The organism is Paramixta manurensis (assembly GCF_013285385.1).
In the GTDB taxonomy this organism is placed as follows: Bacteria; Pseudomonadota; Gammaproteobacteria; order Enterobacterales; family Enterobacteriaceae; genus Paramixta; species Paramixta manurensis.
In genome coordinates this window covers 3077653-3093516 of sequence record NZ_CP054212.1, presented here as the reverse complement: position 1 = coordinate 3093516, position 15864 = coordinate 3077653, and the positions used below count along the sequence as shown (strand labels likewise).

Sequence of the window (15864 nt, the reverse complement as noted above, 5' to 3'; positions counted from 1 at the left end):
TAGCAAAGCAAAATGAGAATTATTATTGCTATCGATTATCTTCTGATTAAACTGCAGGCTGCTTTTGTTTAACCAGGATGTTGTTATGGAGTTGCTCCGCGTTGTTTATAAGCAATACCGCTGGCCGTTTATTACCGTTATCTTACTGAGCCTACTCAGTGCCGCGTTAGGGATTGGGTTGATTGCCTTTATCAATCGCGAACTGATTGTCACTATTAACTCTTCACTCGCCGTTTTACCGCAGTTTCTTGGTCTGTTACTGCTGTTAATGGCCGTGACGTTAGCCTCTCAATTGGCGCTGACGTTGCTGGGTCACCATTTCGTTTATCGCCTGCGCGGTGAGTTTATTAAACGTATTCTGGATACGCAGATTGCGCGTATCGAACAGATCGGCAACGCTCAGTTGCTGGCGGGGCTAACCAGCGATATTCGCAATATCACCATCGCCTTTGTTCGCCTGCCGGAATTGATTCAGGGCATTATTCTCACTCTCGGCTCGGCGGCTTACCTGGCGTGGTTATCGCCGCGTATGCTGTTAGTGACTGCAATTTGGGTAGCGATTACCATTATTGGCGGCTGGTTGCTGGTGGCGCGGGTTTACCGCCATATGGCAAAGCTGCGCGACATTGAAGACCGTCTGTATCACGATTACCAAACGGTCATTGAAGGGCGTAAAGAGTTAGCGCTAAACCGCGATCGGGCACAGCAAATTTATGACACGGTTTATCAGGTTGATGCGCGTGACTACCGCCATCATATTGTGCGTGCTGATACCTTTCACCTTAGCGCGGTTAACTGGTCAAATATCATGATGCTGGGCGCGATTGGCGTGGCATTCTTTATGGCGAACAGTCTTGGCTGGGCGGATACCGCCGTGGCGGCGACCTATTCACTGACGCTGTTGTTCTTACGCACGCCATTGTTGCAGGCGGTTGGCGCGTTGCCGACCTTACTCACCGCCCAAGTGGCCTTTAATAAATTACGGGCGTTCCGTTTGGCTGACTACCGTGAAACCTTCACGGTGCTCCCGGCGGTAAAAAACTGGCAAACGCTGGAGTTACGCGAAGTGGTTTTCCACTACGGTGAGAAGGGCTTTGCCGTTGGGCCGGTTAATCTGACGCTTAAACGCGGTGAACTGGTGTTCCTGATTGGCGGTAACGGTAGCGGTAAATCAACGCTGGCGATGCTGCTTACCGGGTTATACCAGCCGGTTTCCGGTACGTTATTGGTGGATGATGAAGCGGTGGATTTGGCGCAGATGGATGAGTATCGCCAGCTTTTTTCCGCCGTCTTTACTGATGTACACCTGTTTGATCGGTTGATTGGTCGTGGCGGTGAACCGGCCGATCCGGCCCGCGTCCAACAGTGGCTTGAGCGCCTGAAAATGCAGGACAAGTTAAAGCTGGAAGGCAATAAGGTGCTCAATTTGCAGCTATCGAAAGGGCAGAGCAAACGCCTGGCGTTACTGTTAGCGACCGCGGAACAGCGCGATATTTTACTGTTGGATGAATGGGCTGCCGATCAGGATCCGCATTTTCGGCGTATTTTCTACCGTGAACTGCTGCCGTGGCTGCGCGAAATGGGGAAAACGGTCTTCGCTATCAGCCATGATGATCATTACTTCATTCATGCCGATCGCTTATTAGAAATGCGTGACGGTAAGCTTTACGAGCTAACCGGCAACGAGCGTGAAAAAGCGACGCTGGATGCAGTAGAAAGAACCGACACCGGCTACTAGCCCTGGCGCGCATAACCTCTGCATTTATTGTTATTAGCCAGCCGAAGGGGAAAAACGCTAAGGTGACAGCCGGACGAAGCCATTGCGCCTTCGTTTAACCTGGACTTTTCTGTCGTCTTACCAAATGGTTACCACCGGTTTATCTGATTGATAAACCGGTTTTTTTATGACTATTTGGCGATTAACGCATTTCTGCATGAGGTTCGCAGAAATCAGAATTTGTCCCGCAACGGCGATGCGCTCTAATACGGCAATGTTTCCTGAGGAGAGCGCATGATGAAAGGTTTATGGCTGCATTTTACCCGTCTGTTTTCTGTCCCGCCCGGATTCGCGACCCTCGACAGTTGTCGTGTGATTGAAGCGATGATGCCGATGGTTGAGCTCTACGGTATGGACATCCACGAACTGCCGTCGCAGCGGCTGGACATTGAACCGCCGCCAACGCGCTAGTCAATGACCAAGGTGATAACCTCTTCCCGCCGCAACTGAAAATAGCCGTTGAACTGACGGCCGGCGGGAAAGGCGGCGCCAATGTTTTTCGTCAATTGCAGACAGGCGGTACCGTTCACTGCATCCACCTCAATCACCATGGCGTCATGAAAGCCGATAAATTGTTGGCTGTGAGGATAGAGCGCTTTATATAAGCTCTCTTTTAACGAGAAAGCGACCGTTATGGCTTGCGTAAAACTCAGGCCGCTGCGGGCCAAACGCTGCGATTCGGCAGCAACCAGCAATGTCTCCTGTAACCCTGCCGCCACCTCTGCTGCGATCAATTGCTCAATATCAACGCCGACAAGCTGGTCTGTATCCGTCGACAGCAACACCGCGCAGTGATGCGTATGTGAAAGGGATGCCGCAATGCCCAACGGCCAGATGGGCGCGCGGTCTCTACTGTTTTGCAGCAAAAAATGCCCGATGCCATAGTGCGACATGACCTGTTGCGCCAGATAACGGCTCGCAAGGTACTCCGCTTGCCGTTTCTTTACCGCTTTTGAGAGGTGTGCCGGTGGCGGAATGCCGCAGGCAGCGAACAGAGAGGGATCGAAATCCGCCAGTGAAAAGCGGATTTCGCTGAACAGGATGTCGGGAAAATCCGCCAACTGCGCCTGACGTAACAGGTGAAAGAAAGGCCAGGTCGGCAGAGTGTGTTGGCGGAATTGGGAAAACATAGGCATTCGCTTAAATAACGGATGGCGAGATTTAAGCAATGATGTGCAGGAAGCGCAAATAAAACCGGTCATCCTTAACCGTTAGCGCATTAATCGTTAGGTGGAATCGCCATCCCTTTTAGCGAGACGATAAAATGTGCTTGTCCCCGGGTAATTTTCGCGCCTTTCTCACACCAGCGGCTGGCGAGGCGGAAAAAATCATCACTGCCAATTTCCCAGTCAAGCTCCACTTTGTTGATGCCGGAATAGAGTAACTCTTCGGTATCTTTGACGTTTTTCGCTTTGACAATTGTCATGGCGGTTATCCTGTCGTGAGCAGAATTGGAGCCCGTAGCATAGATGTCGCGTATGACATTTTTATGTCAGTTTGATGAAGCGGCGCCGTAATGTGAGATTACGCGAGGCTCGATCTGCGGCAGTTAACCGTGTTATTAACTACCGCTACTATCAACCTCCCACTCTGAGCCGATGACGCCCATGGACGAAACAGAAAATCTGACCGCAATGCTGTTGTTTGCCCGCGTGGTAGAGACCCAAAGTTTTAGCGAGGCGGCCAGAACACTGGGCCTGTCAAAATCTCACGTTAGCCGTGAAATCGCCCGGCTAGAGGTGCGGCTGGGCATTCGATTATTGCAACGTACCACGCGGCGGTTGGCGTTAACCGAATTAGGACACGCTTACTACCATTTTTGCACGCGAGTACGTGACGAAATGACGCAAGCCAGTGACTTTGTGCGCCAGGTGCACCAACAACCAGCCGGTAATGTGCGGCTCATCGCGCCAGTGACTTTTGGTTGCCAGTGTGTGGTGCCCGCGTTGAATGGTTTTATTGCGGCGCATGTACACATCAACGTGGATCTTGAACTGACCGATCGGGCGGTAGAGGTTGACCAGGATAACTTTGATATTGCGATTGTGGTGCGGCAGCGGGCGCCGGAGAGCGGCTATTTTCGGCTGCTTTCAGAAATAGAGTGGGGGTTGTATGCCGCACCCGCTTATCTACTAAACCGTTCACCTGTCAGCCATCCCACTATGCTTGCACGCCACGATTTACTGCTGTTTCATGGTGCGGCACAAACCGCGTCATTAGCGTTCCGGCGCGAGAAGCAACGTATTACCATTGCCGCGCGTAGCCGTTTTCGCGCCAATAATAGTATGGCGTTGCTCAACGCGGCGTTGGCAGGAAACGGCATTGCCTGGTTACCTTCCTATATGACGCGTGAGGCATTACAACAAGGCCGTATCGAACGTGTGTTGCCGGAATGGCGGCTTGATCGTTTTCAGAGTTATTTATTGCTAAAGCATCCGCAAATGCCTTCCTCGCCGGTCAGTTTATTATGCGATAGTTTGGTGATGGCCTTGAGCCAAGCGTGATTGTTGCTGGTTGGCAACAATCTGACGTTCGCAGGGAATTATCTCCCGGATACTGTTGTTATACTGCGCCGATTGTTAGCTTGTAAGACCACGCTATTCGCTATTGACGAGAAAATAATAATGAGTCAGCCAGCCACAATGACTGCCAATGGAAATATTCACTGGAAACGTAATCTGTTTGTCTGTTTCGCCGGTTCTTTCACCACCATTGTGGCGATGACGCTGTTGCTTCCTTTTCTGCCGCTCTATATTCATCAACTCGGCGTACAGGATAACGCCGCGATTGCACGTTGGTCCGGGGTGGCCTATGGCGCCACTTTTTTTAGCGCGGCGCTCACCGCGCCATTGTGGGGAAAACTGGCGGATCGTTATGGCCGTAAGCTGATGTTGATCCGCGCCAGCCTCGGGATGTCGATCGCGATGTCACTGATTGGTATGGCGACTGCGCCCTGGCAATTGGTTGCGCTACGTCTGCTGGCGGGGTTGTTGGGCGGTTATGCTTCTGGCTCAACCATCATGGTCGCAGCGCAAACGCCGAAAGAGCAAACCGGCTGGGCGCTGGGCGTTTTGTCGGCAGGTATTATGGCCGGTAATGTGGTCGGGCCGCTAATTGGTGGGGTACTGCCGCCATTGATCGGTATTCGGCAGACTTTTTGGCTGATCGGCGGCGTTATTTTTCTGGCCTTCCTGGCAACAACGTTTTTGTTAAAAGAAGCGCCGCGTCCGGCAGGCGGCAAGAAGGCGGTAGCGGCAACCGCCGGGGAAGAGAAGGTTAATCGACCGGTGGTGGCGATGATGTGGCTGTCCGGTATGCTGCTGATTTTCGCCAATATGTCGATTGAGCCGATTATTACTTTATACGTTGGGCAATTTGTTCAGGGTGATCATCAAATAACGTTAACTGCCGGGTTGGTCATGTCGGCGGCAGCGCTCGGCAGCATACTTTCCGCGCCGCGCCTGGGGCGTTTGGCGGATCGCATCGGGCACTGGAAAGTGTTAACCGGCGGGCTGGCTTGTTGCGCCGTGTTACTGATTCCCCAGGCTTTTATTACCGCCGCGTGGCAACTGGTTGCGCTGCGTTTTCTGATGGGTATGGCGCTCGGCGGGTTGCTGCCTTGTGTGACGGCGATTATTCGCCACAATGTGCCGGAAGGGCAGGTGGGGCGGATGCTGGGTTATTCGACTTCGGCGCAATACATTGGTCAGGTGACCGGCCCGTTGTTTGGCGGTTTTATTGGTGGCTCGATTGGGATGCGTACCGTGTTCCTGACTACCTGCGGGGTGATGGCGATTGGCGCTGTGCTGAATAGCTGGCAGGCGCGCCGTCAGCGCACCATTCAGTCATAATGCCATTTCGGTTTTTGCGGATTCGCTGGTTTTCTATTCAAGTTTCGGATGTTTGGAGTATTATCAAAATGTTGGGATGCATTTTATTGGAGCACAAAGAGAAAAACGCGTGAAATATAGCGTTTAGGGATAAATTGGGTCAAATGATTCAAATTGTCTACATTCTGGAGCGGCGACGAGTAGAGCGCTACGTTAACAACCGCTTAGCCAACTGGAGTGAATGTGTATGGATACAACTGAATAGCTAAATAACACCTATTTTTTTAATGGTATGACTAACCTGGATAGTGAGGAGCTTTTTTTTGGATTGTACTTGATGAGGCAGTAAAACAATTTGGCGGTGTTGAGGATATTCTTGCACTGTCTTCGATTGTCGGTAGTTGGCCGATAATACCTGTCAGTGGCAAAATGGGAGGTGGCGCGACCAGGAATACAAGTACGCTTTCGTGGGCATTGCGACATCTCATCCGCTTTCGTTTTAATACGTATAAAAGAACCCCAACTTGGGGAATGCTGGTTAGAGGCAAATGGAGTTACACTAAGAGCCTTGCTGGATACATAGGTCGTTGGATTCCGTGGCTTGGTGTGGTGATTACAGCCTATGACGTGAGCATGATCACTTGGCATAGCGTCAGACGCTATAATCTCATTGTGAGACCGGAGGATCGTCTTCAATGAATGATGTCGAAAAAAAAGTGATGGAACTCGTTAGTTATTACTTTGGTGACATTCCGTCAACGGTTTCTATCAGTACAGATCTGCCTTTTCTACCAGAGGATGCTTGGGATTTTTTCGAAAAATATTTCGATACTCTGAACATTGATTCAGCTAATTTTAACTTCAGAAGGTATTATCCCAATAGCGGTGTTCGGTTTCTGCCCAATTCAATACTGCCGAAATATCTAAGAACTGATCATCACGATCCAAGTCCCCTTACGGTAGAAATGCTCATTGAATCAGCTAAAGCAGGGCGTTGGCTCTATGCATAAAAAATTTACAATTATAGCCACGGCGTTTTTACTTTCAGGTTGCCCCGGCTCAGGGGATAGAGTTACCCCAAAAGAGCCTGCTAATGTAGCAATGAGAGATAATCACGTTTGCATCACCGCACCTACTCAACCGGGTGACTATGTCGTCTCTATTCAGATCTCTGATGGCGGAGATAACAATATGCTCAAATTGTTAAGAGAGCCACTAAAAGTGGCTGTCGGAGCGTGTTTACCAACCCTTAATTACGATTTCAAACCAACTCATACCTATACGGCCTATTTTGCAGTCGCAAAAAATGAAACTGAGAGAGCAAGATATTTTTCTGCTGAATTTTCTTTAGATGAAAACGGCATACAACAGTTAAATCAATAGCAATTAATTATCATCAATCACATTCAGCTTCAATGTATATCAGGGCAGAAAATATCGGTATGTTGGTACGCTATAGCCATTTAAAGGCCAGTTCTGTCGTTGACCTAACGGCATAGTTTTATTTTCTACAAAAGGGGGGAATCTCTTCTGAAGTCTTTAGACTTGCCTGAAAATAAAAATGCGATATCATAAAATGCGTTAACTAATTAGAGGGATCTAATGAATGGATGGAAATAAACAGAGCGCTCCGGCTATTAAAGAGGGAAGTCTGCGCCTAATCACGTTAGGTGAAATCGCAATGGCTAAACGCGTCTTCGGTAATTCAATTGCGTATAATCGTGTCTGGATCCATTGTGACAGTTATCTCCCTTTCGGCATGCAAAATCCTGACTATGCTATGACACCCAACGGTGAACTTTGGTTCAGAGAGAAAATGTACCGACCAGATTTTTCTTCTATAACTGTACGTACAGAGATGAAGTGGATTTTTATTCATGAATTAGGCCACGTCTGGCAGCATCAAACCGGACAGTGGGTCAGATTACGTGGCACTTTTAGCTGGGCTGCTAATTATACCTATGATCTGGATAAAAAAATTAACTGACTACTCTTTAGAACAGCAGGCATCGATTATTGCGGATTACTGGCTATTGCTGGTTTATGATATTAATGAGTGGATATATCAGCAAGATCCTGCACGTGAGGGTAAATATCGTGGGAAGCGGCCATTAAGAGACATACCAGCCCTTTATAAAAAGATAGTTACAGGTAAAAAATGATGATGTCGAAAAAATTTGTAGTTATAGCTTTAGTCTTCTTCCTTTCAGGTTGTCCTGGACCTATGGATAGATTGCCAGTTGATAAACCAGCTAATGTCATAATGCGAGATAATCAGCTTTGTATTACAGCGCCTACTAGACCGGGAGAGTATGTATCGTCAGTTCAGATCTCGGATGGTAAAGATAACAACCTTCGTAAAACGTTTAATAAAGATCCTATCAAGGTATCAAATGGGCAATGCCTGCCTACGTTGAATTATGATTTTAAAACTAATCATAATTATGTGGTGTATTATAACATTGAGGGAAATAATTTTGATAAAACGAAATATTTTTCGGTTGAGTTTTCTATCGATAGAAACGGCATACATCAAACTAGTCCGCTTTCTGAGAAATAATATTATCAGTCCACATCAAACCTAAAGTCTTTAGACTTGCCTGGAAATCAAAGCGCGATATCATAAAATGCGTTAACTAATTAGAGGGATCTAATGAATGGATGGAAATAAACAGAGCACTCCAGCTATTAAAGAGGGAAGCGGCCTGTCAGGGAGATACCGGGTCTTTATAAAAAAATTGTCACGGGAAGAGGATGAATATGCATAAAAAATTTACAATTGTAGCCATGGCATTTTTACTTTCAGGTTGCCCTGGGCCTATGGATAGATTGCCAGTTGATAAACCAGCTAATGTCACGATGCGAGATAAGCAAGTTTGTATTACAGTGCCGACTGAATCGGGGGAATACATTGCCTCAGTTGAGATTTCTGATGGTGAAAACAATAACCTGGATAAGACATTAAATGAAAAACCAATAACTGTATCTGCGGGTGAGTGTTTGCCTGTATTTAATTATGATTTCAAACCAGATCGTACCTATACAGCCCATTACGCGGTTGCAAAGAGCCGAACGGAACGTTCTCATTATTTCTCTGTTGAATTTACTGTGAACAACAATGGAATAAAACAGATTAGTCCACTCGCAGATGAGTAAATTTTAATCATCTTCAAGCGTTATCAAAAAGCTCACCAATGGGTTAATTAACATTCGGAACAATTGAGGTTATGATTGATGAGCAATAAAAGCTTATCCATCCCTGCCAGGGCGCTGATTTTTTTAGGAAGTTTTGGTTGGCACGAGAGGGTTTGAAACCCCGACCGCTGATATCCCATGACGGTGTTTAAAACGTTCTAAAACCCGAGCCACTACTGGCTTAGTTGAGGGCATCTAAATAAACAGTGATCTTTTTGCGAAAACTGCATTATATACATCAATAATTTATAAGCAGTTTTACTATCTTGTTTTAATCAGCCTATAAAACCATAGTAAAGCAATTGCTACGATGGCCGATAACGCTGCTTTTATCATAATCGCTGTAAAATCGGCATTATCCATTGCTTCCTCTCCGTCTCCGTTGATGTGCATGTGATTCTGCACAAGTGACGAAACAAAATTATCAGGGATGAGATACATCCCCGCCACGAAAATAGCCAGAAAAATTATAAGTTTCATTTGACATCACACTTACTGAAATCTGGTTTACCGCGCACATCAATGCGACCATAGGCCATCAATCCCCTGCCGCCTGGGACAACGACCTTTTTTCTGCTTAACAACGAGCGACGAAGAATCTGGAAATCGGTTGAACGGTAAAGAGTGATACACCCCCAGGAAACGCCTGAGCCATCTGTATTCAACGGATGCAATCGAAAACTTCCTCTCCTTACTCCATTGACAAATACATGATCGGTCATTGTCTGTGCGCTAAATAAACCGAACCATTCAGAGTGATGATTTTTATAAAAATGCGCCATATCAATCAACTCAGCCCGAACCTGGTTAACAAAGCTGCCAGTGGGACGGTCCACGATCCAGTATGTGCCCGGCGGTATTGCAGCCTTCTCAATATCAGAGCAGTTAGGTTTATTAATATATCGGTCAATTCCAGACAAAACATCGAACGTTCCAATGCCGTAACAGTGTAACTTAACTCTTTTCCCATCGGGAGATAGATTACTGTAGTCCATCATGCAAATCTGCATAGCATTCCCTTAAACAGAAATAATAAGACGCATTAATCATACGCTGGACTTGATGGACAAAAAACCTGGTTATTTATCAGGTGTCACTAACCAGCCACATATTCGCTTCTTCAAACATCTTTTCAGGCACTGCATTAGTAATATTTTTATGGACGCGCCCAGTTTGCAAGCAGACAAGGATACGCATTTATCACTGATGACGGAGAAGCGATAGAAGGTGACGATCTCGATGAAGTCGAAGTTACAGGAACAGTGACACACTTCATAACCGCAGTGGAAGAAGATGGTCTACCATTTTGAACAAAATACAACTTAATATGGTGGGAGTTGAAACCGCAGCAATCAAGACAATCTGTGTCAATGGTTCCTCCTTCATTTCACCTTAGTTTCACCTTATTGAATTTCTATAAAACAAAAAAGCAGCCGTAAATGGCTGCTTTTTTTAGGGAATTTTGGTCGGCACGAGAGGATTTGAACCTCCGACCCCTGACACCCCATGACAGTGCGCTACCAGGCTGCGCTACGTGCCGACATGTGGACGCTTATACTACCGTTTCCTGACATGATTGCAAGGTGTTGATGCGCTAACTGCTTTATTAATAATCAGTTAGCGATAAAACGCTTCTCTTCTGTCAACACTTGCAGCAACAGGGCAAGCTGCGGTTTATGATCTTTCAACAGCTTACCGCTACTGTCATACGCTTTGTAGTTACCGCTACTATCAAGAACCAGCGTCGTATGCGGCGTGGTAATCACTAACTGACGATCGTCGGTGGCGGAAACCCAGTTATGACGCCGCTGTGCGGCAAACAAATCCTCACCCTGCGAATAGTCGCCAGGCGCGGTGCGTACATGCAGTAAGCGTTGCATCAGCGTCGTCATCACATCCTGATGATCGGTGAGTTTCCGGATAGTTTGCGCTGGTGTATCAGGCCAATGAACGATTAACGGAACCTGCAATGCCGCGCGATTTCCCGCGCCATCATGCTCACCATCCAATACAACCCCGCGCTGTGCGGTGATCACCACCACGGTATTCTTCAGCAAATCCTGCGCCTGCAACGTATCCAATACTTTCTGGATTTGTTGGTCGATGGCGCCAGCATTGCGGGTATAGCGCTTAACCAGCGCCTTGCCGCTATCTGACTGATCGCGTAACACATTGTATGAGATATAAGAGAACCAGGGCGCGCGATTCTGTTTTTGGCTCTCCAGCCAACGTTGCCATTGCGCGGTGGTTTGCGTATTCGGCTGGCTCTCGGAAGAGGGCAGAGAATAATCAGCCAATAAAGCCTGGCGATAAAGTGGCGAACTAAACCCGTCGGACGCGAACAGGCCAAATTGGTAGCCCTGCTGATTCAGCGCGTTAATCAACGTTGAAGGAATACGTGCCGATAAAACGCCATCCATGTAGCTTGGCGAAATACCATAAAACAGGCCAAATAACCCGCTATCGTCGCTATTTCCGGCGCTAAAATGCTGGTTAAAACGCACATTTCCCGCCGCGAAACGCGCCAGATTGGGCAACGTTTTATCCAGTGTTGCTTCATTCAACCCATCAACGGTAATCACCAACAGGTTCTGACGGCTACCGCCATCGCGGAAAGTAATGTCATTCAGCGGATACTCCACGGACACCGCTTCAGGATTCCCCTGTTGTACCAAGCGTCGTTGATACTCTTGCGCATCCAGCAGGCCATGCCGCTCCAGAAAGCGCCGGGCGGTCATCGGATAGGAGAGCGGCAAGTTCGCGCGTTGCATAGTGATCGGGCGATAAAAATTGGCATCGGCCCAGATATACATCAGATGACTGGCGAAAAAAGCGGTAATAAACAATGCCGCCAGTGGCTTACCAAAGTGGCGCCGATTGAGGCTGCGCAGTTTTTGCCAGCTCCAGGTGGCGAACAACATCTCCACCAGGAAAATGGCCGGTACGCTAATAAACATCAGTTGCCAATCACGCGCCATTTCACTCTGGTCGGGATTCACCACCAGTTCCCACACCACCGGATTCAGGTGCAGATGGAAGCGGTTAAACACCGTGCCATCAACCAACACTAACGTCAGACCCGCAGTGGCGAAAATCGCCGACAAGAAGCGCAGCAGACGCTGCGACATGGCGACAAACGTCAGCGGAAAGATAATCAGTAAATAGGCGGCGAAAACAATGAAGCTAAAATGACCAATCCAACTGATATAGGCGTAAATACGCCCGGTCAATGAACCCGGCCAGTCGGCCACAAACAGGTAGCGGCTGCCGAGGATGAGGGCAAAGATGATATTAAACAACGCGAACCAGTGCCCCCAGCTAATCATCTGGGAGACTTTTTCACGGTAGCGTTGCCGATTGGTTACCATATTTGAGGTCAAATAATCACATTAATGGGCTTTATCTTCGCGCACAGACGCTTGTAGCGCCTCGGCGAAGGAACGGGCCAGCGATCGACGTTGTGCCGGCGCAATGCTGGTATTAAGTAAATTGGTCACCATATTTCCCAGCACCATCAGGGAAAGATCGGTGGGGGTCTGGTGTTTTTCCAGAACCTGAACCATTTCCGCGAGGAGTTGTTCCACGCGTTCGTCACTGTATCGAGATGATTGTGGCATAACGTTGAATTATTACAGTCTCAAAAGGCGGTATCTTACCGTAAGAACGCGATTTTTTCCGCACTTTTATCGTAAGCGTTGTGTTAATGCGTAAGCACGGTTGAAAGCGGGCGCGGGCAGTGTTTGAATACGCGCCTGAACCTAGAGGAGAGTCTAACATGAGTCTGGATATCGACCAGATTGCCCTTCATCAGTTAATTAAACGTGATGAACAGACGCTGGAACTGGTATTGCGTGATTCGTTGCTACCGGCGAATGCGACGGTAGAAGCGATGGTGGAAGAGTTGCATCGCGTCTACAGTGCGAAAAGTAAAGCGTATGGCCTGTTTAATGAAGAGAGCGAACTGGCCGATGCATTACGTCAGTGTCGAAAAGGTGAGGATGATTTTCTGGCCTTTAGCCGGGCGGCAACCGGGCGGCTACGCGATGAGTTGGCGAAATATCCTTTTGCAGAAGGCGGTATCGTGCTGTTTTGCCACTATCGCTACCTGGCGGTTGAATATCTGTTGGTGACGGTACTGAGCAGCCAAAGCAGTATGCGCGTTAATGAAGAGCTGGATATCAGTACCACGCATTATCTGGATATTCACCACGCCGACATCGTGGCGCGCATTGATCTGACGGAATGGGAAACCAACCCAGAATCTACCCGTTACTTAACGTTTCTGCGCGGGCGTGTAGGCCGTAAAGTGGCGGACTTTTTTATGGATTTTCTTGGCGCCAGCGTCGGGTTGGATACTAAAGCGCAGAATCGTGGTTTATTACAGGCGGTGGATGACTATTGCGCCGAATCGAGCCTGGATAAAAATGAGCGGCAGAACTATCGCCAGCAAGTTTACAGCTATTGTAACGAGCAATTGCAGGCGGGCGAAGAGATTGCGCTGCAGGATCTTTCCAATGAACTGCCGCCTTTAGGCGAGAAAAATTTCCAGACTTTTACGCAAGAACAGGGCTATGCGCTGGAGGAGAGTTTCCCGGCCGATCGCGGTACCTTGCGCCAATTGACGAAGTTTGCCGGTAGCGGCGGTGGATTGACGCTGAATTTTGATGCGATGTTGCTGGGGGAGCGGATCTTCTGGGATCCCACTACCGATACATTGACGATTAAGGGCACGCCGCCGAACCTGCGTGACCAGTTACAGCGCCGCACCAGCGGCAACTGACAGCATGTATGGACGAAAAAAAACGCCGCATAAGCGGCGTTTTTTCTTCAACAACGTTGGCGATTAAACGCGAACGAAGTCGATGTGGTGCAGTTTAGGCTTGAACGGGTGACGCTGTACCGCCTGAACTTTTACCTTGGTTTCTTTACCGTCGACAACCAGAGTCAGTTCGCCGTCATAGAACCCAGGCTTAGCCTGCATGTTCATCACGCTGTCGTGATCCAGTTCGATAGAAACAGCGGCTTCCTTACCACCATAGATGATGGCCGGGAATTTATTCGCTGCGCGCAGGCGGCGGCTCGCACCCTTACCCTGCTCTTTACGTTCTACTGCATTAATAGTGAACATTGTTAATTCTCTTCAATAGATTGTCCTGTTACAGGCGACCCAGCAACAGGTAGGATTGTTCAGCTTTCGCGTCAGCAAAAGCGGGCGCATTATAGCGACGTTTGACCGACCGGGCAACCGATAGCGCCCGGTTGCTGGCATTATTCTTGCTAACGCAACCTATTGGCGCGCCGAAAGCGGCCTTGATAATCAAATAACTTTTCCCGTATTTGCCAAAACGCGCCGCGCTGACGCGCCACCACAAAATCCGGATGGCGCAATAAAGGGGCCAACGCTACCACATCTGCCGCATTACGCCAGCCGAGCGGTACGCCCGGCGCACGTTGGTGTGGGCGCATAAACAGTTGCTCAAAAGCTTTACGTTGTGCGGGCGTTTGCAGCCGAAAACGTTCGCTAACGCGGGTGCCATCCTCATCGAAATAATTCACTGTCAGCCATTCGCCTTTTTCATCACCCCCGGCCGCCAGTGTCATTCCGCCGCAACGCAGAATTAACGCATCCTTTAACTTCAGCGCGGCTTTCAGCATATCGTCGGGATCGACCAATACCACATCGCACTGATGGCAGCGTCGGGCGGCGATATCATTCTCTGCATTACATTGCGGGCAATGTTTAAAGCGAAAGCGATAGTCGCATTGCCTACGTTCGCCGGTATCCTCTTCCAGCACGCCCTGGCAACGTCGACCAAAATGTTCAATCAGCGTGCCATCGGCGGTGGTTTTTCCCCAGAAAGTATTGGCAAAGCCGCAGGAAGGACAAAACACTTGTACCGGTTGGTTATCGCTTGCGCCTTTTGGCGTGCCGACCTCCGGCGTGAAAACATCGTGCGGATTACCCGCATAATCAAGGATGAGGCAGTCGGTTTTTCCGGGGAATAGCCGTAAACCACGCCCAATGATCTGCTGGTAGAGGCTAACCGATTCTGTTGGACGCAAAATGGCGATCAAATCAACGTGCGGGGCATCGAAACCGGTGGTCAGTACCGCAACGTTCACCATATATTTCAGACGCTGCTGCTTAAAATCGTCAATTAGCGTATCGCGCTGGTTGCCTGGCGTGTCGGCACTGACCAGCGCTTTTTTATCCGGCAGTAGCGACAATATCTCTTTGGCGTGTTCGACGGTGGCGGCAAAAATCATCACGCCGCGACGTTGTTCGGCAAACTCGACAATCTGGCGGATAATTTGCGGGGTGACGCGCTGCTGCTGCTTAAGCTCCCGATTCAGATCGCTTTCGCGAAATAAGCCATGGCTCTGCGGCGTTAACCGGCTGAAATCATACTGCACTACCGGCATATCCAGGCGTTCAGGGGTGACCAGAAATCCGTGTTTAATCATATAGCGCAACGGTAATTCATAAATACAGTCGCGAAATAGGGCATGTTCATCGCCGCGCACCATGCCGTGATAATGAAACTGGTAAATCCAGCCTTTCCCAAGACGATAAGGCGTCGCGGTTAGCCCCAACAGGCGTAATTGCGGATTATAGCGACGCAGATGGGTTAAAATTTGCTGGTACTGGCTGTCATCCTCGTCGCTAATGCGGTGGCATTCATCAACGATCAGCAGCGAAAACGCACTATCAAAACGATCAAGGTTACGCGCCACTGACTGGACGCTGCCGAAGACCACTTTGCTGTGACTCTCTTTGCGCTGTAAACCGGCGGCAAAAATATCCGCCTGTAAGCCCCATGCCTGATACTTGGCGTGATTTTGCGCCACCAATTCTTTGACATGCGCCAAAACCAAGACGCGCCCGCGCGCCAGGCGTGCCAGCTCCGCGATCACCAGGCTTTTTCCCGCGCCGGTGGGCAGGACGATAACCGCCGGATGGGATGAATGGCGGAAGTAATGAAGCGTGGCGTCAACCGCTTCTTGCTGATAGGAGCGTAGGGTAAATGACATCGCGAGTCGAAATTTTGGAAACCGGCCCGC

General features: G+C 48.9%; 17 protein-coding genes, 1 tRNA gene and 2 pseudogenes. 11 read left to right on the top strand and 9 right to left on the bottom strand.

The genetic code is table 11. The features are described from left to right. Nucleotides 1-85 precede the first annotated feature (85 nt). Both PMPD1_RS14935 and PMPD1_RS14930 read left to right on the top strand, forming a co-directional pair. Entirely contained in the window at nt 86-1738 is a 1653-nt protein-coding gene (locus PMPD1_RS14935) for a multidrug ABC transporter permease/ATP-binding protein (protein WP_173634795.1), read from the top strand. 273 nt (nt 1739-2011) lie between these two features. Beyond that, a complete protein-coding gene (locus PMPD1_RS14930) occupies nt 2012-2188 on the top strand; it encodes a hypothetical protein (protein ID WP_173632122.1) in 177 nt (58 codons plus the stop codon). Here PMPD1_RS14930 and PMPD1_RS14925 read toward each other — a convergent pair. Both PMPD1_RS14925 and PMPD1_RS14920 read right to left on the bottom strand, forming a co-directional pair. Next, nucleotides 2185-2907 (bottom strand): 4'-phosphopantetheinyl transferase family protein, encoded by a 723-nt coding sequence (locus tag PMPD1_RS14925; protein ID WP_173634794.1) that lies wholly within the window; start codon nt 2905-2907, stop codon nt 2185-2187. The two genes, PMPD1_RS14930 and PMPD1_RS14925, sit on opposite strands and share 4 nt — an antisense overlap. 89 nt (nt 2908-2996) lie before the next feature. Then, complete coding sequence (locus PMPD1_RS14920) at nt 2997-3203, bottom strand: hypothetical protein (RefSeq protein ID WP_173634793.1); 207 nt, start codon at nt 3201-3203, stop codon at nt 2997-2999. Nucleotides 3204-3384: 181 nt separating this feature from the next. Between PMPD1_RS14920 and PMPD1_RS14915 the strand changes: the two genes are divergently transcribed. The 8 genes and pseudogenes from PMPD1_RS14915 (at nt 3385) to PMPD1_RS14885 (ending at nt 8763) form a co-directional block, all read left to right on the top strand. Beyond that, entirely contained in the window at nt 3385-4281 is an 897-nt protein-coding gene (locus PMPD1_RS14915; protein ID WP_173634792.1) for a LysR family transcriptional regulator, read from the top strand. A 120-nt stretch (nt 4282-4401) separates the two neighbouring features. Beyond that, nucleotides 4402-5628: an MFS transporter gene (locus PMPD1_RS14910; RefSeq protein ID WP_354292643.1), complete on the top strand. Its 1227-nt coding sequence runs from the start codon at nt 4402-4404 to the stop codon at nt 5626-5628. A 271-nt stretch (nt 5629-5899) separates the two neighbouring features. Continuing rightward, nucleotides 5900-6306, top strand: a pseudogene (locus PMPD1_RS22775) (STM2901 family protein). Beyond that, nucleotides 6303-6617 carry a DUF1493 family protein gene (locus PMPD1_RS14905; protein ID WP_173634791.1) on the top strand — a complete coding sequence of 105 codons (315 nt, stop codon included), beginning with the start codon at nt 6303-6305 and terminating at the stop codon, nt 6615-6617. Before PMPD1_RS22775 ends, PMPD1_RS14905 begins: the two are co-directional and overlap by 4 nt. After that, the gene (locus PMPD1_RS14900; RefSeq protein WP_173634790.1) at nt 6610-6990 is read left to right on the top strand and encodes a putative T6SS immunity periplasmic lipoprotein; all 381 of its coding nucleotides are present in this window, start codon (nt 6610-6612) and stop codon (nt 6988-6990) included. The genes PMPD1_RS14905 and PMPD1_RS14900 overlap by 8 nt, the downstream gene beginning before the upstream one ends. Nucleotides 6991-7213: 223 nt before the next feature. After that, nucleotides 7214-7769, top strand: a pseudogene (locus PMPD1_RS14895) (type IV secretion protein Rhs). Further along, a complete protein-coding gene (locus PMPD1_RS14890; RefSeq protein ID WP_173634789.1) occupies nt 7766-8167 on the top strand; it encodes a putative T6SS immunity periplasmic lipoprotein in 402 nt (133 codons plus the stop codon). The pseudogene PMPD1_RS14895 and the gene PMPD1_RS14890 overlap by 4 nt, the downstream one beginning before the upstream one ends. A gap of 194 nt (nt 8168-8361) precedes the next feature. Next, nucleotides 8362-8763 carry a putative T6SS immunity periplasmic lipoprotein gene (locus PMPD1_RS14885; protein WP_173634788.1) on the top strand — a complete coding sequence of 134 codons (402 nt, stop codon included), beginning with the start codon at nt 8362-8364 and terminating at the stop codon, nt 8761-8763. A gap of 300 nt (nt 8764-9063) precedes the next feature. On the opposite strand, the gene PMPD1_RS14880 is transcribed toward PMPD1_RS14885, so the two are convergent. The 5 genes from PMPD1_RS14880 to PMPD1_RS14860 form a co-directional block, all read right to left on the bottom strand. Beyond that, entirely contained in the window at nt 9064-9282 is a 219-nt protein-coding gene (locus PMPD1_RS14880) for a hypothetical protein (protein WP_173634787.1), read from the bottom strand. Then, entirely contained in the window at nt 9279-9812 is a 534-nt protein-coding gene (locus PMPD1_RS14875) for a DUF2778 domain-containing protein (protein ID WP_173634786.1), read from the bottom strand. The genes PMPD1_RS14880 and PMPD1_RS14875 overlap by 4 nt, the downstream gene beginning before the upstream one ends. A gap of 453 nt (nt 9813-10265) precedes the next feature. Continuing rightward, nucleotides 10266-10342 (bottom strand) — tRNA-Pro (locus PMPD1_RS14870). A 73-nt stretch (nt 10343-10415) separates the two neighbouring features. Further along, entirely contained in the window at nt 10416-12170 is a 1755-nt protein-coding gene (yejM, locus tag PMPD1_RS14865; RefSeq protein WP_173636238.1) for an LPS biosynthesis-modulating metalloenzyme YejM, read from the bottom strand. Between the two features lie 21 nt (nt 12171-12191). Further along, entirely contained in the window at nt 12192-12419 is a 228-nt protein-coding gene (locus PMPD1_RS14860; RefSeq protein ID WP_173634785.1) for a YejL family protein, read from the bottom strand. 158 nt (nt 12420-12577) lie between these two features. On the opposite strand from PMPD1_RS14860, the gene yejK reads away from it, so the two are divergent. Next, on the top strand, nt 12578-13582 hold the full coding sequence (gene yejK, locus PMPD1_RS14855; protein WP_173634784.1) for a nucleoid-associated protein YejK: 1005 nt from the start codon (nt 12578-12580) through the stop codon (nt 13580-13582). 63 nt (nt 13583-13645) lie between these two features. Here the strand turns inward: yejK and rplY are convergent, their stop codons facing one another. Continuing rightward, nucleotides 13646-13930 (bottom strand): 50S ribosomal protein L25, encoded by a 285-nt coding sequence (gene rplY / locus PMPD1_RS14850; protein WP_173634783.1) that lies wholly within the window; start codon nt 13928-13930, stop codon nt 13646-13648. 149 nt (nt 13931-14079) lie between these two features. After that, the gene (gene radD, locus PMPD1_RS14845; RefSeq protein WP_173634782.1) at nt 14080-15834 is read right to left on the bottom strand and encodes a DNA repair helicase RadD; all 1755 of its coding nucleotides are present in this window, start codon (nt 15832-15834) and stop codon (nt 14080-14082) included. Nucleotides 15835-15864: the final 30 nt, after the last annotated feature.

Bases quoted from the DNA above. Each gene is read 5' to 3' on its own strand.
- PMPD1_RS14935 (WP_173634795.1), top strand. From the start codon at position 86: ATGGAGTTGCTCCGCGTTGTTTATAAGCAATACCGCTGGCCGTTTATT.
- PMPD1_RS14930 (WP_173632122.1), top strand. From the start codon at position 2,012: ATGATGAAAGGTTTATGGCTGCATTTTACCCGTCTGTTTTCTGTCCCG.
- PMPD1_RS14925 (WP_173634794.1), bottom strand. From the start codon at position 2,907: ATGTTTTCCCAATTCCGCCAACACACTCTGCCGACCTGGCCTTTCTTT.
- PMPD1_RS14920 (WP_173634793.1), bottom strand. From the start codon at position 3,203: ATGACAATTGTCAAAGCGAAAAACGTCAAAGATACCGAAGAGTTACTC.
- PMPD1_RS14915 (WP_173634792.1), top strand. From the start codon at position 3,385: ATGGACGAAACAGAAAATCTGACCGCAATGCTGTTGTTTGCCCGCGTG.
- PMPD1_RS14910 (WP_354292643.1), top strand. From the start codon at position 4,402: ATGAGTCAGCCAGCCACAATGACTGCCAATGGAAATATTCACTGGAAA.
- PMPD1_RS14905 (WP_173634791.1), top strand. From the start codon at position 6,303: ATGAATGATGTCGAAAAAAAAGTGATGGAACTCGTTAGTTATTACTTT.
- PMPD1_RS14900 (WP_173634790.1), top strand. From the start codon at position 6,610: ATGCATAAAAAATTTACAATTATAGCCACGGCGTTTTTACTTTCAGGT.
- PMPD1_RS14890 (WP_173634789.1), top strand. From the start codon at position 7,766: ATGATGATGTCGAAAAAATTTGTAGTTATAGCTTTAGTCTTCTTCCTT.
- PMPD1_RS14885 (WP_173634788.1), top strand. From the start codon at position 8,362: ATGAATATGCATAAAAAATTTACAATTGTAGCCATGGCATTTTTACTT.
- PMPD1_RS14880 (WP_173634787.1), bottom strand. From the start codon at position 9,282: ATGAAACTTATAATTTTTCTGGCTATTTTCGTGGCGGGGATGTATCTC.
- PMPD1_RS14875 (WP_173634786.1), bottom strand. From the start codon at position 9,812: ATGCAGATTTGCATGATGGACTACAGTAATCTATCTCCCGATGGGAAA.
- yejM (WP_173636238.1), bottom strand. From the start codon at position 12,170: ATGGTAACCAATCGGCAACGCTACCGTGAAAAAGTCTCCCAGATGATT.
- PMPD1_RS14860 (WP_173634785.1), bottom strand. From the start codon at position 12,419: ATGCCACAATCATCTCGATACAGTGACGAACGCGTGGAACAACTCCTC.
- yejK (WP_173634784.1), top strand. From the start codon at position 12,578: ATGAGTCTGGATATCGACCAGATTGCCCTTCATCAGTTAATTAAACGT.
- rplY (WP_173634783.1), bottom strand. From the start codon at position 13,930: ATGTTCACTATTAATGCAGTAGAACGTAAAGAGCAGGGTAAGGGTGCG.
- radD (WP_173634782.1), bottom strand. From the start codon at position 15,834: ATGTCATTTACCCTACGCTCCTATCAGCAAGAAGCGGTTGACGCCACG.